17 protein-coding genes are annotated in these 15,020 nt (G+C 66.3%); 8 read left to right on the forward strand and 9 right to left on the reverse strand.

All coding sequences use genetic code 11. From position 1 onward, the window contains the following. The first annotated feature begins 364 nt into the window (after positions 1-364). The gene (locus tag NNJEOMEG_RS17420) at positions 365-1,468 is read left to right on the forward strand and encodes an alpha/beta hydrolase family protein (protein ID WP_173086743.1); all 1,104 of its coding nucleotides are present in this window, start codon (positions 365-367) and stop codon (positions 1,466-1,468) included. Positions 1,469-1,651: 183 nt separating this feature from the next. On the opposite strand, the gene NNJEOMEG_RS17425 is transcribed toward NNJEOMEG_RS17420, so the two are convergent. The 3 genes from NNJEOMEG_RS17425 to gltX form a co-directional block, all read right to left on the reverse strand. Next, a complete protein-coding gene (locus tag NNJEOMEG_RS17425; RefSeq protein WP_173086744.1) occupies positions 1,652-1,882 on the reverse strand; it encodes a hypothetical protein in 231 nt (76 codons plus the stop codon). Positions 1,883-2,274: 392 nt separating this feature from the next. Continuing rightward, positions 2,275-3,093, reverse strand: a complete 819-nt coding sequence (locus NNJEOMEG_RS17430; protein ID WP_173086745.1) for a hypothetical protein — start codon at positions 3,091-3,093, stop codon at positions 2,275-2,277. Between the two features lie 768 nt (positions 3,094-3,861). Further along, positions 3,862-5,238 (reverse strand): glutamate--tRNA ligase, encoded by a 1,377-nt coding sequence (gene gltX / locus NNJEOMEG_RS17435; protein ID WP_173086746.1) that lies wholly within the window; start codon positions 5,236-5,238, stop codon positions 3,862-3,864. Between the two features lie 244 nt (positions 5,239-5,482). On the opposite strand from gltX, the gene NNJEOMEG_RS17440 reads away from it, so the two are divergent. The 3 genes from NNJEOMEG_RS17440 to NNJEOMEG_RS17450 are packed head-to-tail and all read left to right on the forward strand — an operon-like array spanning position 5,483 to position 7,757. After that, complete coding sequence (locus tag NNJEOMEG_RS17440; RefSeq protein WP_235957020.1) at positions 5,483-5,887, forward strand: DUF2318 domain-containing protein; 405 nt, start codon at positions 5,483-5,485, stop codon at positions 5,885-5,887. A 10-nt stretch (positions 5,888-5,897) separates the two neighbouring features. Beyond that, entirely contained in the window at positions 5,898-7,058 is a 1,161-nt protein-coding gene (locus NNJEOMEG_RS17445) for an ABC transporter permease (protein ID WP_173086747.1), read from the forward strand. Between the two features lie 27 nt (positions 7,059-7,085). Continuing rightward, positions 7,086-7,757, forward strand: coding sequence for an ABC transporter ATP-binding protein (locus tag NNJEOMEG_RS17450; RefSeq protein WP_173086748.1), 672 nt, complete (start codon positions 7,086-7,088; stop codon positions 7,755-7,757). 67 nt (positions 7,758-7,824) lie between these two features. Here NNJEOMEG_RS17450 and NNJEOMEG_RS17455 read toward each other — a convergent pair whose 3' ends face one another. The 5 genes from NNJEOMEG_RS17455 to NNJEOMEG_RS17475 form a co-directional block, all read right to left on the reverse strand. Beyond that, positions 7,825-8,643 carry a hypothetical protein gene (locus tag NNJEOMEG_RS17455; protein ID WP_173086749.1) on the reverse strand — a complete coding sequence of 273 codons (819 nt, stop codon included), beginning with the start codon at positions 8,641-8,643 and terminating at the stop codon, positions 7,825-7,827. A gap of 252 nt (positions 8,644-8,895) precedes the next feature. Continuing rightward, positions 8,896-9,717: a hypothetical protein gene (locus NNJEOMEG_RS17460; RefSeq protein WP_173086750.1), complete on the reverse strand. Its 822-nt coding sequence runs from the start codon at positions 9,715-9,717 to the stop codon at positions 8,896-8,898. Next, on the reverse strand, positions 9,707-10,153 hold the full coding sequence (locus NNJEOMEG_RS17465; RefSeq protein ID WP_173086751.1) for a hypothetical protein: 447 nt from the start codon (positions 10,151-10,153) through the stop codon (positions 9,707-9,709). Before NNJEOMEG_RS17465 ends, NNJEOMEG_RS17460 begins: the two co-directional genes overlap by 11 nt. A 75-nt stretch (positions 10,154-10,228) precedes the next feature. Next, positions 10,229-10,633, reverse strand: a complete 405-nt coding sequence (locus tag NNJEOMEG_RS17470; RefSeq protein ID WP_173086752.1) for a hypothetical protein — start codon at positions 10,631-10,633, stop codon at positions 10,229-10,231. 16 nt (positions 10,634-10,649) lie between these two features. After that, a complete protein-coding gene (locus NNJEOMEG_RS17475) occupies positions 10,650-11,576 on the reverse strand; it encodes a sulfite exporter TauE/SafE family protein (RefSeq protein WP_173086753.1) in 927 nt (308 codons plus the stop codon). Between the two features lie 160 nt (positions 11,577-11,736). Here NNJEOMEG_RS17475 and NNJEOMEG_RS17480 point away from each other — a divergent pair, with 160 nt between their 5' ends. Beyond that, the gene (locus NNJEOMEG_RS17480; RefSeq protein WP_173086754.1) at positions 11,737-12,810 is read left to right on the forward strand and encodes a TOBE domain-containing protein; all 1,074 of its coding nucleotides are present in this window, start codon (positions 11,737-11,739) and stop codon (positions 12,808-12,810) included. Between the two features lie 73 nt (positions 12,811-12,883). Here NNJEOMEG_RS17480 and rpmB read toward each other — a convergent pair whose 3' ends face one another. Continuing rightward, complete coding sequence (rpmB, locus tag NNJEOMEG_RS17485) at positions 12,884-13,096, reverse strand: 50S ribosomal protein L28 (RefSeq protein WP_173086755.1); 213 nt, start codon at positions 13,094-13,096, stop codon at positions 12,884-12,886. Between the two features lie 150 nt (positions 13,097-13,246). Between rpmB and NNJEOMEG_RS17490 the strand changes: the two genes are divergently transcribed. From NNJEOMEG_RS17490 to plsX, 3 genes are read left to right on the forward strand one after another with little or no spacing between them, the layout of a single operon-like run. Beyond that, on the forward strand, positions 13,247-13,783 hold the full coding sequence (locus NNJEOMEG_RS17490; protein WP_173086756.1) for a YceD family protein: 537 nt from the start codon (positions 13,247-13,249) through the stop codon (positions 13,781-13,783). Positions 13,784-13,795: 12 nt separating this feature from the next. Further along, positions 13,796-13,981 (forward strand): 50S ribosomal protein L32, encoded by a 186-nt coding sequence (rpmF, locus tag NNJEOMEG_RS17495; protein ID WP_173086757.1) that lies wholly within the window; start codon positions 13,796-13,798, stop codon positions 13,979-13,981. Further along, positions 13,965-15,017, forward strand: coding sequence for a phosphate acyltransferase PlsX (gene plsX / locus NNJEOMEG_RS17500; protein ID WP_173086758.1), 1,053 nt, complete (start codon positions 13,965-13,967; stop codon positions 15,015-15,017). Before rpmF ends, plsX begins: the two co-directional genes overlap by 17 nt. Positions 15,018-15,020 lie beyond the last annotated feature (3 nt).

Below are 15,020 nucleotides of genomic sequence, written 5' to 3' on the forward strand. Positions count from 1 at the left end.
GCGGACACAAGGCCGCCGCAGTCTGCACGACCGCGGCGGCCTTTTCGTTGAGACGCAGGGTGGCGGGGAAGAAGCCTCCGGCGGGCAAAGAGGGCTCCGCCCTCTCTGCACTCTCCCGCCGGGGGGAGAGCCTCCCCCCGAACCCCGGCAGTTGCTTCGCGGGCTTCACCGGCTGCGCCGTGGTGTCCTGTGACTGCGAGCCGACCTCCTGCGCGGACCTCGCGGCAGATCGTCTTCAAATCGGTCTGCCGCGAGGTCCGCGCAGGGGGCCAGCACACCGGCGCAGGACCGCCGCCCTCCCGCCCGTCTTCCCGTCCGGCCGCGCGCATGGTAGATTCCCGTGCACGTTGCAGGAGGTGTTTGCATGATCCTTGTCCGCCGCGTGTTCATCCTGATGCTGCTGATGCTCTGGCCCGTCCAGGCCCTGTGCGGCGCCCTGGTCTACGAACAGACCATGCTGCCCGCCCGTTTCGGCCCGGAGCGCGCCCCGGCGAACCTTGAAGCGCTCATCGTCCGCCCGGCCGACCAGGAGCGCCATCCCTTGATCGTGATCTGTCACGGCACCCCGCGCGACCGCAACGAACGCCCGTCCATGACGCCGCTGAGCCGCACGCGCGAGGCCGAGGAACTGGCCCGCCGGGGCTATTGCGTGCTCGTCTTCATGCGCCGCGCCTTCGGCGCGTCCGGCGGCGACTACGCCGAAAGCTCCGGCAAGGCCGAGGCCCCCGAATACGCCGCCTCCGGCCGCGTGGCCGCCCAGGACATCCGGGAGGCCATCCGCGTGATGCAGGAAAAACCCTATGTCGACCCCCGGAAAGTCGTCTGCGTTGGGGCCTCCACCGGCGGATTTTCCGTCACCGCCCTGGCCGCCGACCCTCCCCCGGGGCTCATCGCCGCCGTCAGCTTCGCGGGCGGCAAGGGCTCCTCGGCCCCGGACACCGTGAACAAGCCCGAACGCCTCGTGCAGGCCTTCGCGGAATTCGGCCGCACCGCGCGCATCCCCATGCTCTTCGTCTATTCCGAGAACGACCACTTCTTCGGCCCCGCCCTTGCCCGGGACATCCACCGCGCCTTCACCTCCTCCGGCGGCAAGGCCGAACTGCTGATCGTGCCCCCCTTCGGGGAGGACGGGCACTATTTCTTCTCCCGCAAGGGCATCCCCCAGTGGACGCCCATCCTGGACGACTTCCTCGCCCGCGTCGGCGCGCCGCCCCGCAAGCCCTTGCTGGCGGTGGACAGAATCCAGGGAACACCGCCCCCCAACCTCTCCGAGAAGGGCCGCGCGATGTTCGGCGATTACCTCGACGCGTCGCCCAACAAGGCCTTCGCCATGAACCCCAAAGGCTACATGGGCTGGGCCGGCGGCAAGCGGACCGCCGAGGAAGCAGCCGCCAAGGCCCTGGAATTCTGCGGCGCCACCGGCGGGCAGGACTGCAAGGTGCTCCGGCAGGACGCCCTGCCGCGCTGAAGAAGACCTGCCTGCGCGATGGCTGCGTGAGGGGGGAGACGGCGGAAGGCGCGACGGGATCGAGCGGCAGGGCGGTCGGGGAAGAAGCCTCCGGCGGCCAAAGGGCTGCGCCTTCTGGACTCCCGAGTTGCTTCGCGGGCTTCACCGGAGAGGACGCGACAGGGCGGGGAATGCCCGCACCCGTCACTGCCCGCAGGGCGGTCCGGGCGCGGCCAACGTGGTCTGGTAGAACGACCAGGCCGCATTGGCCAGGTCCGAGGGGCGCATCTTGTCGATCACTGCCTTCCAGGCATCGAGCAGTTCTTTATCGCAGGTGACGTTGACCGACCCCGCCTTCTGGATGTTCTGAAGAATGCGCGAGATGATGAGAATCTCCATGTCGCTGCGGGTGAATGGAATTTTACGTTTGAGCACAGGAACGGTCTCTTGCGGCCTCACGAAGAAGTAGTTGACTGGAGGCTTGTGATGCGCATAGACAGCAACGCACATGTATGCCTCATAATATCTATCGATTGGCGCCCCATCTTCTTCTAAACGCCCCTTTGCCGTTGCATAATTTAGATACGATTGAAATTCTTTGCAGCGTTTGTCACGGTCCGGATTTGAATAAAAGATGCACGCAGACAATGATAACACGATGCAAGTAAAAAACAAATACAACAAAAGACTCCGAACCTTGCTAAACATTGCTCGCTTCCTTATGCAGACGATGAACATTCTGTAACGTTCAGAACCATCCATACGGCATTTCCATAAACGCCCTAAGGTGGCGTGAACCGCCACCTTAGGGCATCCGAAAGGCCAAACTACTTGTTGTAACCCTCGCCCGACGACGGACGCAGGCCGCTCGCCTCGCCGGAAGGCTTTTCCGGCTCTTTGTATCCGGTCCTTTCACGCCAACCGGGGATTGCAATATCCTTGGCCTCGCGCTCGTACGCACTGTGCTCGTATCCCCCCCGGCGGAAAGCGTCCCAGAGATAACCGGCCCGTGTCATGCCGGACTGGTACTGGCCCGAATGGATGACCTCCTCCAACAGTACGTCAAAGTCCTCCTGCCTACCGCCAGGATCGAACCTATTCCCATCGAACCCGCTCGGGTCGATGTAGATGTGGTTCTCCAGGGTAATCCCCCCTGCGAACCCAGGCATGTACCACGGCTTCTCCGAGTCGTGGATTTTCAGCCCGTCCAGGTCCATGCCCTCGAAGCGCGTGCCTTGGATGCGCTCCCGGACGCGTCCGGCCAGGTCCGGGTCCAGGCGCTTCCAGTTGCCGCCGCGCACGGCGTCGGATTCGGGGTCGTAGGGTTCGTTGAAGGGGCCGGGCTCGGCGTCGCCCCCGTACATCCCGCGTTCGCGGCGCTGGACGGGTTCGAAGCGGATGTCGCGCTTCAATTCCATTTTCTCGGGATCGACCTCCGAGGGGTGCACGCCCATCATGCGGGCGTAGGCCCGCACCGTCTGATCCCGGGTGAGCGGCGGCCTGCCGTGGGGGAACTCTTCCAGGGGCCGGGCGATGTCGTCCTCCTGGTCCGGGGATTCCGGCCGCCCGGCGGACCAGGCGGGCCGAGGCGGGGCCGCCTGCGTTCCGGACGCGGCCAGACTCGTCCCGCCGCCACCAAAGGCCATTGGGCCTGTTCCGCCCAACAACGAGCCGCCCAACAACGCTCCGTCCGGTTGCATCCTGCCCCATGACAGAAGCCCGCCCCGGGCAGCACCGTAGGGACCCGACGCCCTGCCGGGCTCATCCCGGCTGTCCGTCTGGGTCTATCCCAGAAGACCGTTTCCGAAAAGTTTGATTAACGGCATAAAATCCTCCTATTTGTTTTAGGGGATTCTATGCAAGCGGAAAGAAATATCACCCCACATAGCGCCATGTGGGTAATTTTTGATAAAAAACACATCAGCCCGGGCCGTAGATGTCCGGGGACGCCGGGCCATGTGACACCGCTGCGGAGCGGAGAAGGGAGCCCAGGGGGCGCAACCCTTGCGGCCTAATGACAAACCCCGATAACGGGGTATGCGAGAGTTACTTAGGGGCTGCAAAGCCCCCCTGCTCCGGACAGCGGCCCGCCTTCGTCGCGAGCGGTGACGCGTAACGGATATCACCCACAAATCTACAGGGAATGATCCTGCACACAATCCCCTGACGCGAAGCGTCACAGCCCCCTCGCCCGGGATTTCGCGGTTTTGGGCGAAATCCCGGGCGAAGAGCGGCGGCAGCCGCCCGCTCGACGACGCCTTACCCGGTGAAGCCCGCGAAGCAATTGCCGGGGTCCGGGGGGAGGCACTCCCCCCGGCGGGTCCAGGGCGGAGCCCTGGCGGGTCCGGGCGGAGCCCGGCGGGTCCAGGGCGGAGCCCGTGCGGGGACGGGGCGGAGCCCGTGCGGGGACGGGGCTAGAGTCGGCCGAGCCTTTCGAGGACGCGCTCCTTGCCCATGGCCTCGATCATCTCGAAGAGTCCGGGGGAGGCGGTGCGTCCGGTGAGGGCCACGCGCAGGGGTTGGGCGACGGCCTTGAATTTCAGGCCGTTCTCATCAAGCCAGGCCTTGGCGGCGGCTTCCAAGGGTTCCTGGCGGAAGTCGTCGGCGGCCTGGAAGATGGCGGCCAGGGCGGCCAGGTGGGGCTTCACCTCTTCGGTGAGGAACTTGGCCTGGGCCTGGGGGTCCATGGCGGGGGCGTCGTCCACGAACATTTCGGCCTGCTCGGCCATCTCCACGATGGTGCGCGAGCGCGGCTGGAGCAGGGGGATGAAGCGCTTGAGGTATTCCTGGTCCGCGCCGGGGCGGTCGCGCCGGGCCAGGGCCTCGGCCAGGAGCTGGGCGAGCCGGTCGAGGGGGGCTTCCTTGATGTAGTGCTGGTTGAGCCAGAGGAGCTTTTCGCGGTCAAAGACCGAGGCGGAAGCGCCCAGGGCCTTGATGGAGAAGGCGTCGAGGAGCTGCTGCTTGGTGAAGATTTCCTGGTCGCCGAAGGCCCAGCCCAGACGCACGAGGTAGTTGAGCATGGCTTCGGGGAGGATGCCTTCGTCGGAATATTCAAAGACGGCGGTGGCCCCGTGGCGCTTGGAGAGCTTCTTCTTGTCCGGCCCGAGGATCATGGGCACATGGCCGAAGGCGGGCAGGGCCAGGCCCAGGGCCTTGTAGATGAGGATCTGCTTGGGGGTGTTGTTCAGGTGGTCGTCGCCGCGCACCACGTGGGTGATGCCCATTTCGGCGTCGTCCACCACCACGGCGAGGTTGTAGGTGGGGGTGTTGTCGGAGCGGCGCAGGATCATGTCGTCGAGTTCGGCGTTGTCGAAGGAGACGGGGCCGCGGATGAGGTCGTCCACGAGGGTCACGCCCGTGAGGGGGGCTTTGAGGCGCACCACGCGTCCCGGTCCGGGGCCGAGGCCGCGTTCGCGGCAGCGTCCGTCGTATTTGGGCTTGCGGCCCTGGGCGCGGGCGGTCTCGCGCATGGCGTCCACTTCCTCGGGGGAGCAGGAGCACCAGTAGGCGGTGCCTGCTTCCACCATGCGGTCGATGGCGGCGTTGTACACGTCGAAGCGCTGCGACTGGTAGATGGGTTCGCCGTCCCAGTCGAGGCCGAGCCAGGTCATGGAGGCGAGGATGCCGTCGGTGTAGGCGGCGACGGAGCGTTGGGTGTCGGTGTCCTCGATGCGCAGGACGAAGCGGCCGCCTGCCTGTCTGGCCAGGAGCCAGTTGAAGATGGCGGTGCGCGCGCCGCCGATGTGCAGCTGGCCGGTGGGGCTGGGGGCGAAGCGGGTGACGACGTTCATGGGGCCTCCGGGATGCTTGGTGGCCGGGTGGTTAGCGCCCCGGGGGAGGCGTGTCAACGCGCGCGGCCCGGCGTGGGACGTTCCGACGTGCAAGAGGTTTGCACAAGCATTGCACATCGACAATAAACACGCGCAATCTAGAGCCCTTGCAATCCGGCACGATTCCCGCAAGTGCGGTCGGGTTTACCCGGCGGCGCACGGCCGCCCGCAGTGAGCCAACATCCCATCCCGAGAGGTACCCCGCGTGAAACGCCTGCTCCTGACCCTGACGCTTCTTCTGTCGCTCCCCTTTGCAGCCTCCGCCGCCGACGACTCGGTGCGCATCCCACTCAAGGACGTGAGCGAGACGGCCAAGTTCTACAAGCACGACGAGGGCGGCGTGACGGTGAAATATTTCCTGATCAAGGCCCCCGACGGCACGGTGCGCGTGGCCCTGGACGCCTGCGACGTCTGCTACCCCGAGAAGAAGGGCTACAAGCAGCAGGGCGAGTTCATGGTGTGCGTGAACTGCGGCATGAAGTTCCACGTGTCGCGCGTGAGCCTGGTGAAGGGCGGCTGCAACCCGCATCCCGTCGCCTCCAAGGTGGAGGGCGACATGGTGGTGATCCCCAAAGCCGAACTCGCAGCCGGCGTGAAGTACTTCAAGTAGGCGTGCTTCCATGAACCTCCTCACGCTTCCGGCGCGCACGCTGCGGCGCAAGCTGGCGCGCACGCTGCTGCTCACGATGGTGTTCGCCCTGGGCATCTGCTCGGTGGTGGCGCTCAACTACGTGTCCACGGCCGTGGGCGACTCCATGGAGAAGAAGCTGACGGCCTACGGCGCAAACATCCTGCTCCAGCCCCGGGTGGAAACGCTCTCGGTGGGCTACGGCGGCTTCAGCCTGGGCAGCGTGGCCTTCGACGCGAAGCACCTCACGGCCGAACAGGTGGCGCGGGTGCGCTCCATCGAACTCAAGGAGCGCATTGCGGCCGTGGCCCCCAAGTTCATGGCCCTGGCCAAGGTGGCCGGGCGCTCCGTGGCCATGATCGGCGTGGACTGGCCCGAGGAGCTGATGATCAAGAGCTACTGGGGCTTCGAGGGCCGCCCGGCCGACGCCCCCGGCGAGGTGCTGGCCGGGGCCAAGGCGGCGCAGGCCCTGGGCCTGCGGCCCGGCGACTCCTTCGAGGCCAACGGGACGCGCTTCACGGTGGCCGGGGTGCTCACGCCCTCGGGCTCCGAGGACGACAACGTGGTCTTCGCGGGCCTGGCCGACCTCCAGGCGGCCTTCGGCCAGCCCGGGGCCATCCACTTCGCGGAGGTGGCGGCGCTGTGTTCGGGCTGCCCCATCGACGAGATCGTGGCCCAGATCCAGCAGGTGCTGCCCGAGGTGGACATCGTGGCCATGCAGAAGGTGGTGAAGAGCCGCATGTACACCATCCATTTCGTGCAACACCTGGCGCTGATCGTGAGCGTGATCCTGCTGGTGACGGCCTGCTTCATGATCGCCCTGTCGCTGTTGGCCTCGGTGAACGAGCGCAAGCACGAGATCGGCGTGCTGCGCTCGCTGGGGTATTCGCGGGCGGCGGTGTTCTCGATCTTCAGCGTGGAGGCCCTGATCATCGGCATGGCGGCCGGGCTGATCGGCTATTTCGGCGGCTTCGGGGTGAGCCTCAAGGTGATGGACATGCTGGACCTGGCCAAGGAGTCGAGCCTTTCCATGGAGCCCCTGCACCTGGCGGCCACGCTGGGCGGCGTGGCCCTGGTCTCGTGCCTGAGCTCCGTGATCCCGGCCTGGAAGGCCGCCAACACCGAGCCCAGCCAGGCCCTGGTGATGCTCTAACCTGGGTCCGCCCAGAGGATAACGACCATGCTGCAAGCCTTGAACGTCTCGAAATCCTTCGGCGACACGCCCGTGCTGCGCGACGTCTCCGTCTGCGTGGGCGCGGGCGAGTTCGCCTGCGTGGTGGGCCGCTCCGGCTCGGGCAAGTCCACGCTTTTGAACGTGCTCTCCTCGCTGCTTCGGCCGGACCAGGGCCGCGTGCTCTACCGCGAGCGCGAGGTGTCGGCCATGGGCGAGGGCGAACTGAACGCCCTGCGCCACGGCGATTTCTCCATGATCTTCCAGCTGCACCACCTGCTGCCCTACCTGACGGCCCTGGAGAACGTGATGCTGCCCTACATGAACAGCCTGCGCCCCGTGAGCGGGGAGACGCGGGACAAGGCCAGGGAGTGCCTGGCGCGCGTGGGCCTCGCGGGCAAGGAGGAGCGCCTGCCGGGCAAGCTCTCCGGCGGCGAGCAGCAGCGCGTGGCCATCGCCCGGGCGCTGGTGAAGAGCCCCTCGGTGCTCTTCGCCGACGAGCCCACGGGCAGCCTGGACAAGAAGAACGGCGACGCCGTGATCGAACTGCTGCGCGACGTGCACCGCGACGGCGTGGCCGTGGTGATGGTCACGCACGACCTGGGGTACGCCAAGCTCGCGGACCGCACCGTGGTGATGGAAGACGGCCAGGTGGTGGAGGACGGCGGCCCCGGCTGCTAGACCGGCCGCACCGGAAGGCATTTCGCGACGCCCGGCCTTCCCGCGTGGAGCGCCGGGCGTTCCGCGTCTACTGGGCCTTGTCCCCCGGCAGGGCCAGCCCGTCGCTGGCCAGGGCGGCGTCCAGTGCCGCGCGCCATGTGGCGTACTGCGCCCTGAATTCGGCTGCTGCCTTACGGACGGCGGGGTTGTTGCCTAGCTCTCCGATCTGCCGGGCTGTTTTTTCGCTTTCCTCGAAATCGAACAACATGAAGTTCAACCCAGCCACGGCATACGCTTCCTGCGCCTTGACTTCAGGGATATCCTTGTAGTGCTGCGTGACTCCGTAGAGAAGCGCCATGGTCATCACGCTGTGGATGCGCAGCGCCAGGCGTTGCGTCATGCCATGAATGATAAGCGGCTCAACGCACTGATCACCGTCCATACTGAAGCCACCTGACAACGGGTCAAACCGCATACTTATGTTCTGGAACGTGGAGATCGCCTCCTGGGACGCGCGCTCCAAATCAAGATACTTCTGGCCCAACCCTGAGAAAACATCTTCGCCCGGCGTCCCCATTTCGCTGGAGGCGTATGGCCACCGATCCAACAGGTCTTTAACATGACCTCTGAATCCCTTCAGGATGTTCCGCAGTTCCTCGTCCTTGACGAATGTATCCCGGACAACGTCGATCCGGCGCTCCATATCGTCTCTCTTGGCATACATCGTCGCGACAAGGCTTTTGTCAAAACGAAAATCAGTCTGTGTTTTCCAAGAAATCAGACTATCTAGGAAGAACGTCCACGCCACAACATCTGAATAATTTATCAATTCCGCAACATAGCCTACCAGGCCTGCATTGACGAACGCTTGGCAACGGATTGCGTCTCTAGACCTGTCAAGAGCCATTGACTCCTCTTGCAACCCCAATCTAATGTTCTCCTTCCTAATCGCGTAAAGCCTTTCAAGGTAATCACCTCTTGATTCGATGTACTTTCTAACATCCTGTTCTGATTTAATCGCGGCCATACACGGTGACACTGCCAAACAATAAACAAATGCCGTCACCATGACGCACAGCAGCCCACCCAATGCACGCATAGTTCGCACCCTTGCGGACAGCCGGCCCGCAAACCGTGGACCGGCTGTCCGTCATTCTGTTCAGCGTTGATTCTCCAAGGCCTTCCCGGTGGCCGACCCTGCGTTCATGTACTTGTCCATCAGGTCTTGGGCCTGCAGCGTCGTGGACGATCCTACGCCCCGCGTGACGCCTACACCGGCCTTCCACAGCGAAGCCGCGCCACTGGCAGCTTCCTTCGGCTTGATCTCCTCGCCTCCCCAAGCTCGCGCGCCCTGGACGAGAGCTTGCGTCGGCGAGATCAGACTGCCTGCCGCGCCCTTCAAATACGACTGTGCGCCTCCGAGCATCTTGATGGGCGACAGGCCGAATTGAAGCACTCTGTTTCCAGCATATCGCGGCGTGAAATCCGTCTCGATCCCCGTCCACCGCGTCAACAGCCCACGCGAACCCGTTTCCAGCATATCCACGGCCCAATCGTGCGGCGTGAGCTTGTCCCTCATGACGTTGTCCAGGCCGCCCTTGTTGTTGTCCACGTAGTCTAGATACCAGTCACCGGCCGCCTTGATCCCCCTGCCGACCATGCCGCCGTCGGGGCCGATCAGGGGCTCTTCCTTCTTCATCTCGTACCCGGTGACGCCCTTGGAAAGCGACTCCAGGCGGGCCTGCTTCGGGTCGTAGCTGCCCGAGAAGAGCGAGGCCAGCTTCTCCCGGCGGCCCGGCCCCAGGGTGTGCGTCAGGCTCGGGGCGGTCCATGACGGCTCGCCGCCGTCGCCGCCCGTAAGACGCCATCCATCGGATGTGTCCAGCCCCAATCCGGCAGAACCTGTATCGTTTTCGCTGAACGAGTTCGACTGACTGTCTGCCAGTGGCGTCTCGATGTTGTCAATGTCTTCAACGCCCATGGCGGCCTCCCTGGGTTTGGCGCCCTTCGCGCAGGGAACCGGCCTGTCCGGACCAGCCCAACGGGTAAAGTTCCTCCTCGGCCAGGTCGCGCACCTCGGCATAGACATCCAGAAGCTGCGCGGGGTTGCCCATCAGCACACGCCAGAAGGCCGTCTCCGCCTTGGCGGGCCAACTCTCCACCACGTCGAACAGCAGGTTGACCGTGGGGCCGAACAGGGGATCGACGGACTCCAGCCACGCCACAAGACGCCGCGAGGCCGCCTCACGGCGTTCGGCGTGTCCGGGCGGGAGAGCCCATCCGGGCAGGCCGGGAGGCTCGCAAAGGAAGCGGCCGAGTTCGGGATCGGCGACAAGGGCACGGCCCATCTCGGCGGTGGTCGGACGCGCCTTGGGCAGGGAGAGCAGTTTCAGTCGGGGTTCGGGAAATCGATGCATGGGTCCTCCTTGGACTTTCGCCAGGGTCCAGGAGACAGTCTCCACAAAACGGAATCCCGCGCAACCCACATACCGCTATGTGGGCAACCTCTCACATTTCCGCCTCAATTCGATGCGGAAGCCGCAGCCGGGCAGCAGGTCGTGCCCGGCCAGCCAGGTGGAGGGGCGGGGGTAGTCGCGGCAGAGGGCCAGACGGCTGGCGTAATCGCCGCAGCGGCGGTCCGTCAGCAGGTTGCAGGCGAAGAGCAACACGCCCGTCGGCGTGCGCCCCGTGATCCGGAAGCGCGCGAAGCCCGGGTCCTCCCGGACCAGGGCCTCAAAGCGCTCGGGCACGGTGATAAGCCCCCCCTCGGCAGTCAGGCAGAGGCTTTCGCAGCACGCGCCGCAGCGCAGGCACGCCCCGGACACCGCCACCTCGCGCCGCGCGAGCCAAGCGTACAGGGAGCGGGCAGCCCCCAGCACCGCCTCGGGGGTGAACACGGCGTCGCCCCGGGGCCTAGAACAGGGCTTCCTTCAGGTAGCGTAGCGCCAGGAGCACGATGAGCACCGCCAGCATGCCCTTGATGAGCTTGGCGGGCACGTGTTTCTGGCAGCGCGCGCCCAGGTACATGCCGCACATGCCGCCCAGCCCGAAGAGCACCCCCAGGGTGTAGTCCGGGGCCACCGAGAGATTGGGGTAGAAGGGCGCGATGGCCTGGTAGAAGGCCACCCCGGCCACGGAGGTCACGAAGGTGCCCATGAGCGCCGCGCCGGCCACCGTGTGCACCGGCAGCCCGTAGAAGGCCACGAAGAACGGCGCGATGATCGCCCCGCCGCCGATGCCGTAGATGCCCCCCACGATGCCCACCAGGAAGCTCAGCCCGAAGATGCCCGTGGTCTTCACGCAGTAGCTCTCGCCCTGGAACTCGTAGGCCAGGCGCGATAGCGTGAACGCTGTGACGTGCACGAGCCCCGCGCCCTTGGGGCCTTGGCAGTCCGCCTTGGCCTTGGGGTCCTGCGCGGTGGGGGCGGGCTTTGCCGGGGCCTTGCGCTTCCAGAGGTCCCAGGCCATGCGCCCGCCCACGTAGAGCAGCACGAAGGCCGCGAAGGCCTTGAAGCTTCCGGGGTCCGGCAGCCACGTCACGCGCACCACCGCCCCGATGAGCACCCCCGGCAGCGTGCCCAGCACCACCACCCACGTGAGCGGCCAGACCATGCGCCCCTCGCGCACGAAGCGCCACACCCCGCTGGGGATGGCCACGATGTTGTAGAGCTGGTTGGTGGAGCTCACCGAGGGGTTCACGTACCCCAGCACGCTCATCTGGAACGGCAGGAGCAGAAACGCCCCCGAAACGCCCCCCATGGACGTGACGAACGAGATGACCAGAGCCACAAGGGGGGGGACCAGCGGATTGACCTCGATGCCTGCTGCCGGGAAGTACATGGGATCGCTCCTGATGTCGTTCGTGGCCGTTGGGATCGCCGGGCTCCGGGCATTTACGTCACGCTTATTTTCTTTTACGTGACTCTTGCCTACCCCGGACGGAATCACTTGTCTAGCGGAAACAGTGATTATACTGGGATGACACTCCTGGAGGTCCCCCATGCTCCCACGCGATCCGGCCCCCGCCGACGCCTCCGACCGGCTCCCGCCGGGCAAGGTGTTCTCCATCCCCGAGGACGTCAAGTGGCTGGACCCGCTCCAATTGGAGGCGCTCACCGGGGCCTTCCGGGCATGGCACGCCGGGGCCGCGACCCCGGGGGCGCGCCGGGCGCGCAGCCGGGTGTGGGCCGCCTATCTGCTTTTGCGCTACACGGGCGCGCGCCTGGGCGAGGTGCTGGCCGTGGACGACCTGGAGGACCTTGACCTGGAACGAGGCATGGTGAGCCTGGGGCGGCAAGGAGAGGCCCCCGGACGCCGGGTGGAGCTGCCCGCCGACGCGGCGGCCGAGTTGCGCGCCTGCCTGGAGCACCCCGACTGCCGCCCCCTGCGCGGCAGGATGCTCCAACTGGACCAGGGCTTCGTGCGCAAGAAGTTCTACGAGCGCGGCCGGGAGGCCGGGCTCCCCAGGGAGCTGGCCAACGCCAGCGCGCTGCGCAAGTCCCGGGCCATCGAGCTGTTGCGCAGCGACGTGCCCCTCGCGGTGGTGCAGGCCCTGCTGGGGCACTCCACGGCCAGCCTCACGGCCGCCTGCCAGGACTTCTCCGACGACGACGTGCGCCGCATCCTCTCGCGCTTCGTGCGCCGCGAGGCCACGCGCCGCACCAGCGCGCGCAACGCCTTCCACGGCCGGGTGGCGCGCGTGGCGCGCGGCGACATCCAGTCACTGGTGGAGCTGGAGACGCTGGGCGGGTTCGCCCTGCGCGCGCTCATCACCAACGACAGCCTCGAGGTGCTGGAACTCTCCCGCGACAAGATGGCCACGGCCCGGGTGAAGGCCCCGTGGGTGTCGGTGTTTCCCGGGGCCAACAGGCCGCGCGCGGGCGCGTCCAACGCCTTCCCGGGGCGGGTGGAGCGCGTCACCCTGGGCGAACTGGCCGCCGAGGTGATCCTGGAGCTGCCGGGCGGCACGCGCCTGTGCGCCGTGGTGGAGCGCGAAGAGGCCCGCGAACTGAGAGAGGGCATGCCCGCCTGGGGAGTCTTCCCCTCGGGCGCGGTGATCCTGGACCTGGACTGAGGCCGCACCAACGGCGAAAGGCCGGACCGGGGAACTCCCGATCCGGCCTGGAAAGGCTTCGAGGCGTAAGGCCCTACTCGGCCTTGGCGCGCGCGACGGGCTTGACCACCGCGCCGGAGCGCAGGCAGCGGGTGCACACCGTCATGGTGCAGACTTCGCCGGAGGCCTTCTGGGCGCGCACCTGGCGCAGGTTGGGCACGAAGCGGCGCTTGCTCTTGTTGTTGGCGTGGGAGACGTTGTTGCCGACCTGGGGCTTTTTCCCGCAGTTTTCGCAGACCTTGGACATATCGCTACCTCCAGACAGGGTGATGCCCCTGGAAATGAAAATCTCGTCAAAGGGAAGCGATGCTTACACGCACTTTTTCAGGCTGGCAAGCTTTTTGTTGACAGAACCACGGGGCACGATTATTCGGCGTTGTTTCCCGGAGGACGAAGCATGGCCGGACTGTGGCTGGACATCACCGACATCCCGGCCGAGGGCCGCGAATTCACCGTGGACGACCCGGAACTCTGGGCCGTCGGCCTGCGTGAATTCCACATGGATTTCAGCGCAGTGGCCCCCCTGTCGGCCACGTTCCGCGTAACCCCCGTGGAACGCGGCGTCCACGTGACCGGCAGGCTGACCGGACGCATGGAAACCCCCTGCGACCGCTGCACCGCCCCGACCCCCGTGGAAGTGGACCAGCCCTTCGAGCTCTTCGAGGAAGAACCCCTCTCCGGAGAGGAGCAGGTGGAGCCCGGGCTCTTGCGCCGCACCGGGCGCACCGTGGAGCTTGACGCGGCCGGAATGCTCTGGGAAGAATTCGTGCTGACGCTGCCCGTGAAGCCGCTGTGCTCCGAGGGCTGCAAAGGCCTGTGTCCCTCCTGCGGGAAGGACCTCAACGCCGGCCCCTGCCCCTGCGGCGGGACCGACCTGGACCCGCGCATGGCCGCCCTGCGCGGGCTGACCATCGCCAAGAAAGACCAAAAATAGAGGTATACGGAAATGGCCGTCCCCAAGAAGAAAGTCTCCAAGTCCCGCAAGGGCATGCGCCGCTCCCACGACGCCCTGACCCCGCCCAACGTCATCCTGTGCTCCTGCGGGGAGCCCACCCTGCCCCACCGCGTGTGCCCCAGCTGCGGCACCTACAAGGGCCGCCAGGTGCTCAAGCGGGATGAACCCCAGTCCTAGTCGGCCCCGCATCGCCGTGGACGCCATGGGGGGGGATTTCGGCCCCCACGTGGTGGTCCCCGGCGCGGTCCAGGCCGCCAGACGCGAGCAGTACGACCTCCTGTTGGTGGGCGACGAGCCGCGCATCGCCGCCGAGCTTTCCAAGCTCGACACGCGCGGCATCGTTGTGCGCATCGTGCACGCCACCCAGGTGGCGGACATGCACGACAAGCCCTCGGAGGCCCTTCGCAAAAAGAAGGACTCCTCCATCCAGGTTTGCTGCAACCTCGTGCGCGGCGAGCAGGCGGACGGGCTCATCAGCGCCGGCAACACCGGCGTGGTGCTGGCGTGCAGCCTCTTCACCCTCGGGCGTCTCGAGGGGGTGGACCGGCCCGCCCTGGTCACCATCCTGCCCACCGAGCGCTCCCCGTGCGTGCTCGTGGACGCCGGGGCCAACGTGGACTGCAAGGCCATCAACCTCATGCAGTTCGGCATCATGGCGGACGTGATGTCGCGCGTGCTCCTCGGCTGCCAGGAGCCCCGCGTGGCGCTGCTCTCCAACGGCGAGGAGGAGGGCAAGGGCAACCAGCTGGTCAAGGAAGCCTTCGACCTCTTCAAACACTGCTCGCTCAACTTCGTCGGCAACATCGAAGGACGCGACATCTTCACCGGCGAGGTGGACGTGGTGGTGTGCGACGGCTTCGTGGGCAACGTGGCCATCAAGCAGGCCGAGGGCCTGGCCTCGTCCCTGGGGAGGCTCCTCAAGGGCGAGCTGCGCCGCGGCTTCTTCGCCAAGATCGGCACCACCCTGGCGCTCTCGGCGCTCAAGCGCTTCTCGCGCCTCATGGACTACGCCGAATACGGCGGCGCGCCCCTGCTGGGCCTGAACGGCACCGTCATCGTCAGCCACGGGGCTTCCAATCAGAAGGCCATCGCCAACGCCGTGGACATGGCCGGGAAGCTCGTGCGCAAGGACACCGCGCACCTGCTCAAGGAAGGCCTGGCCGCCAACAAGGACTTCGCCCTCTACACCAAACGCACGGCCCAGGCCGGCTAACAC

Origin of the sequence: Fundidesulfovibrio magnetotacticus, assembly GCF_013019105.1 — a bacterium.
Lineage (GTDB): Bacteria > Desulfobacterota > Desulfovibrionia > Desulfovibrionales > Desulfovibrionaceae > Fundidesulfovibrio > Fundidesulfovibrio magnetotacticus.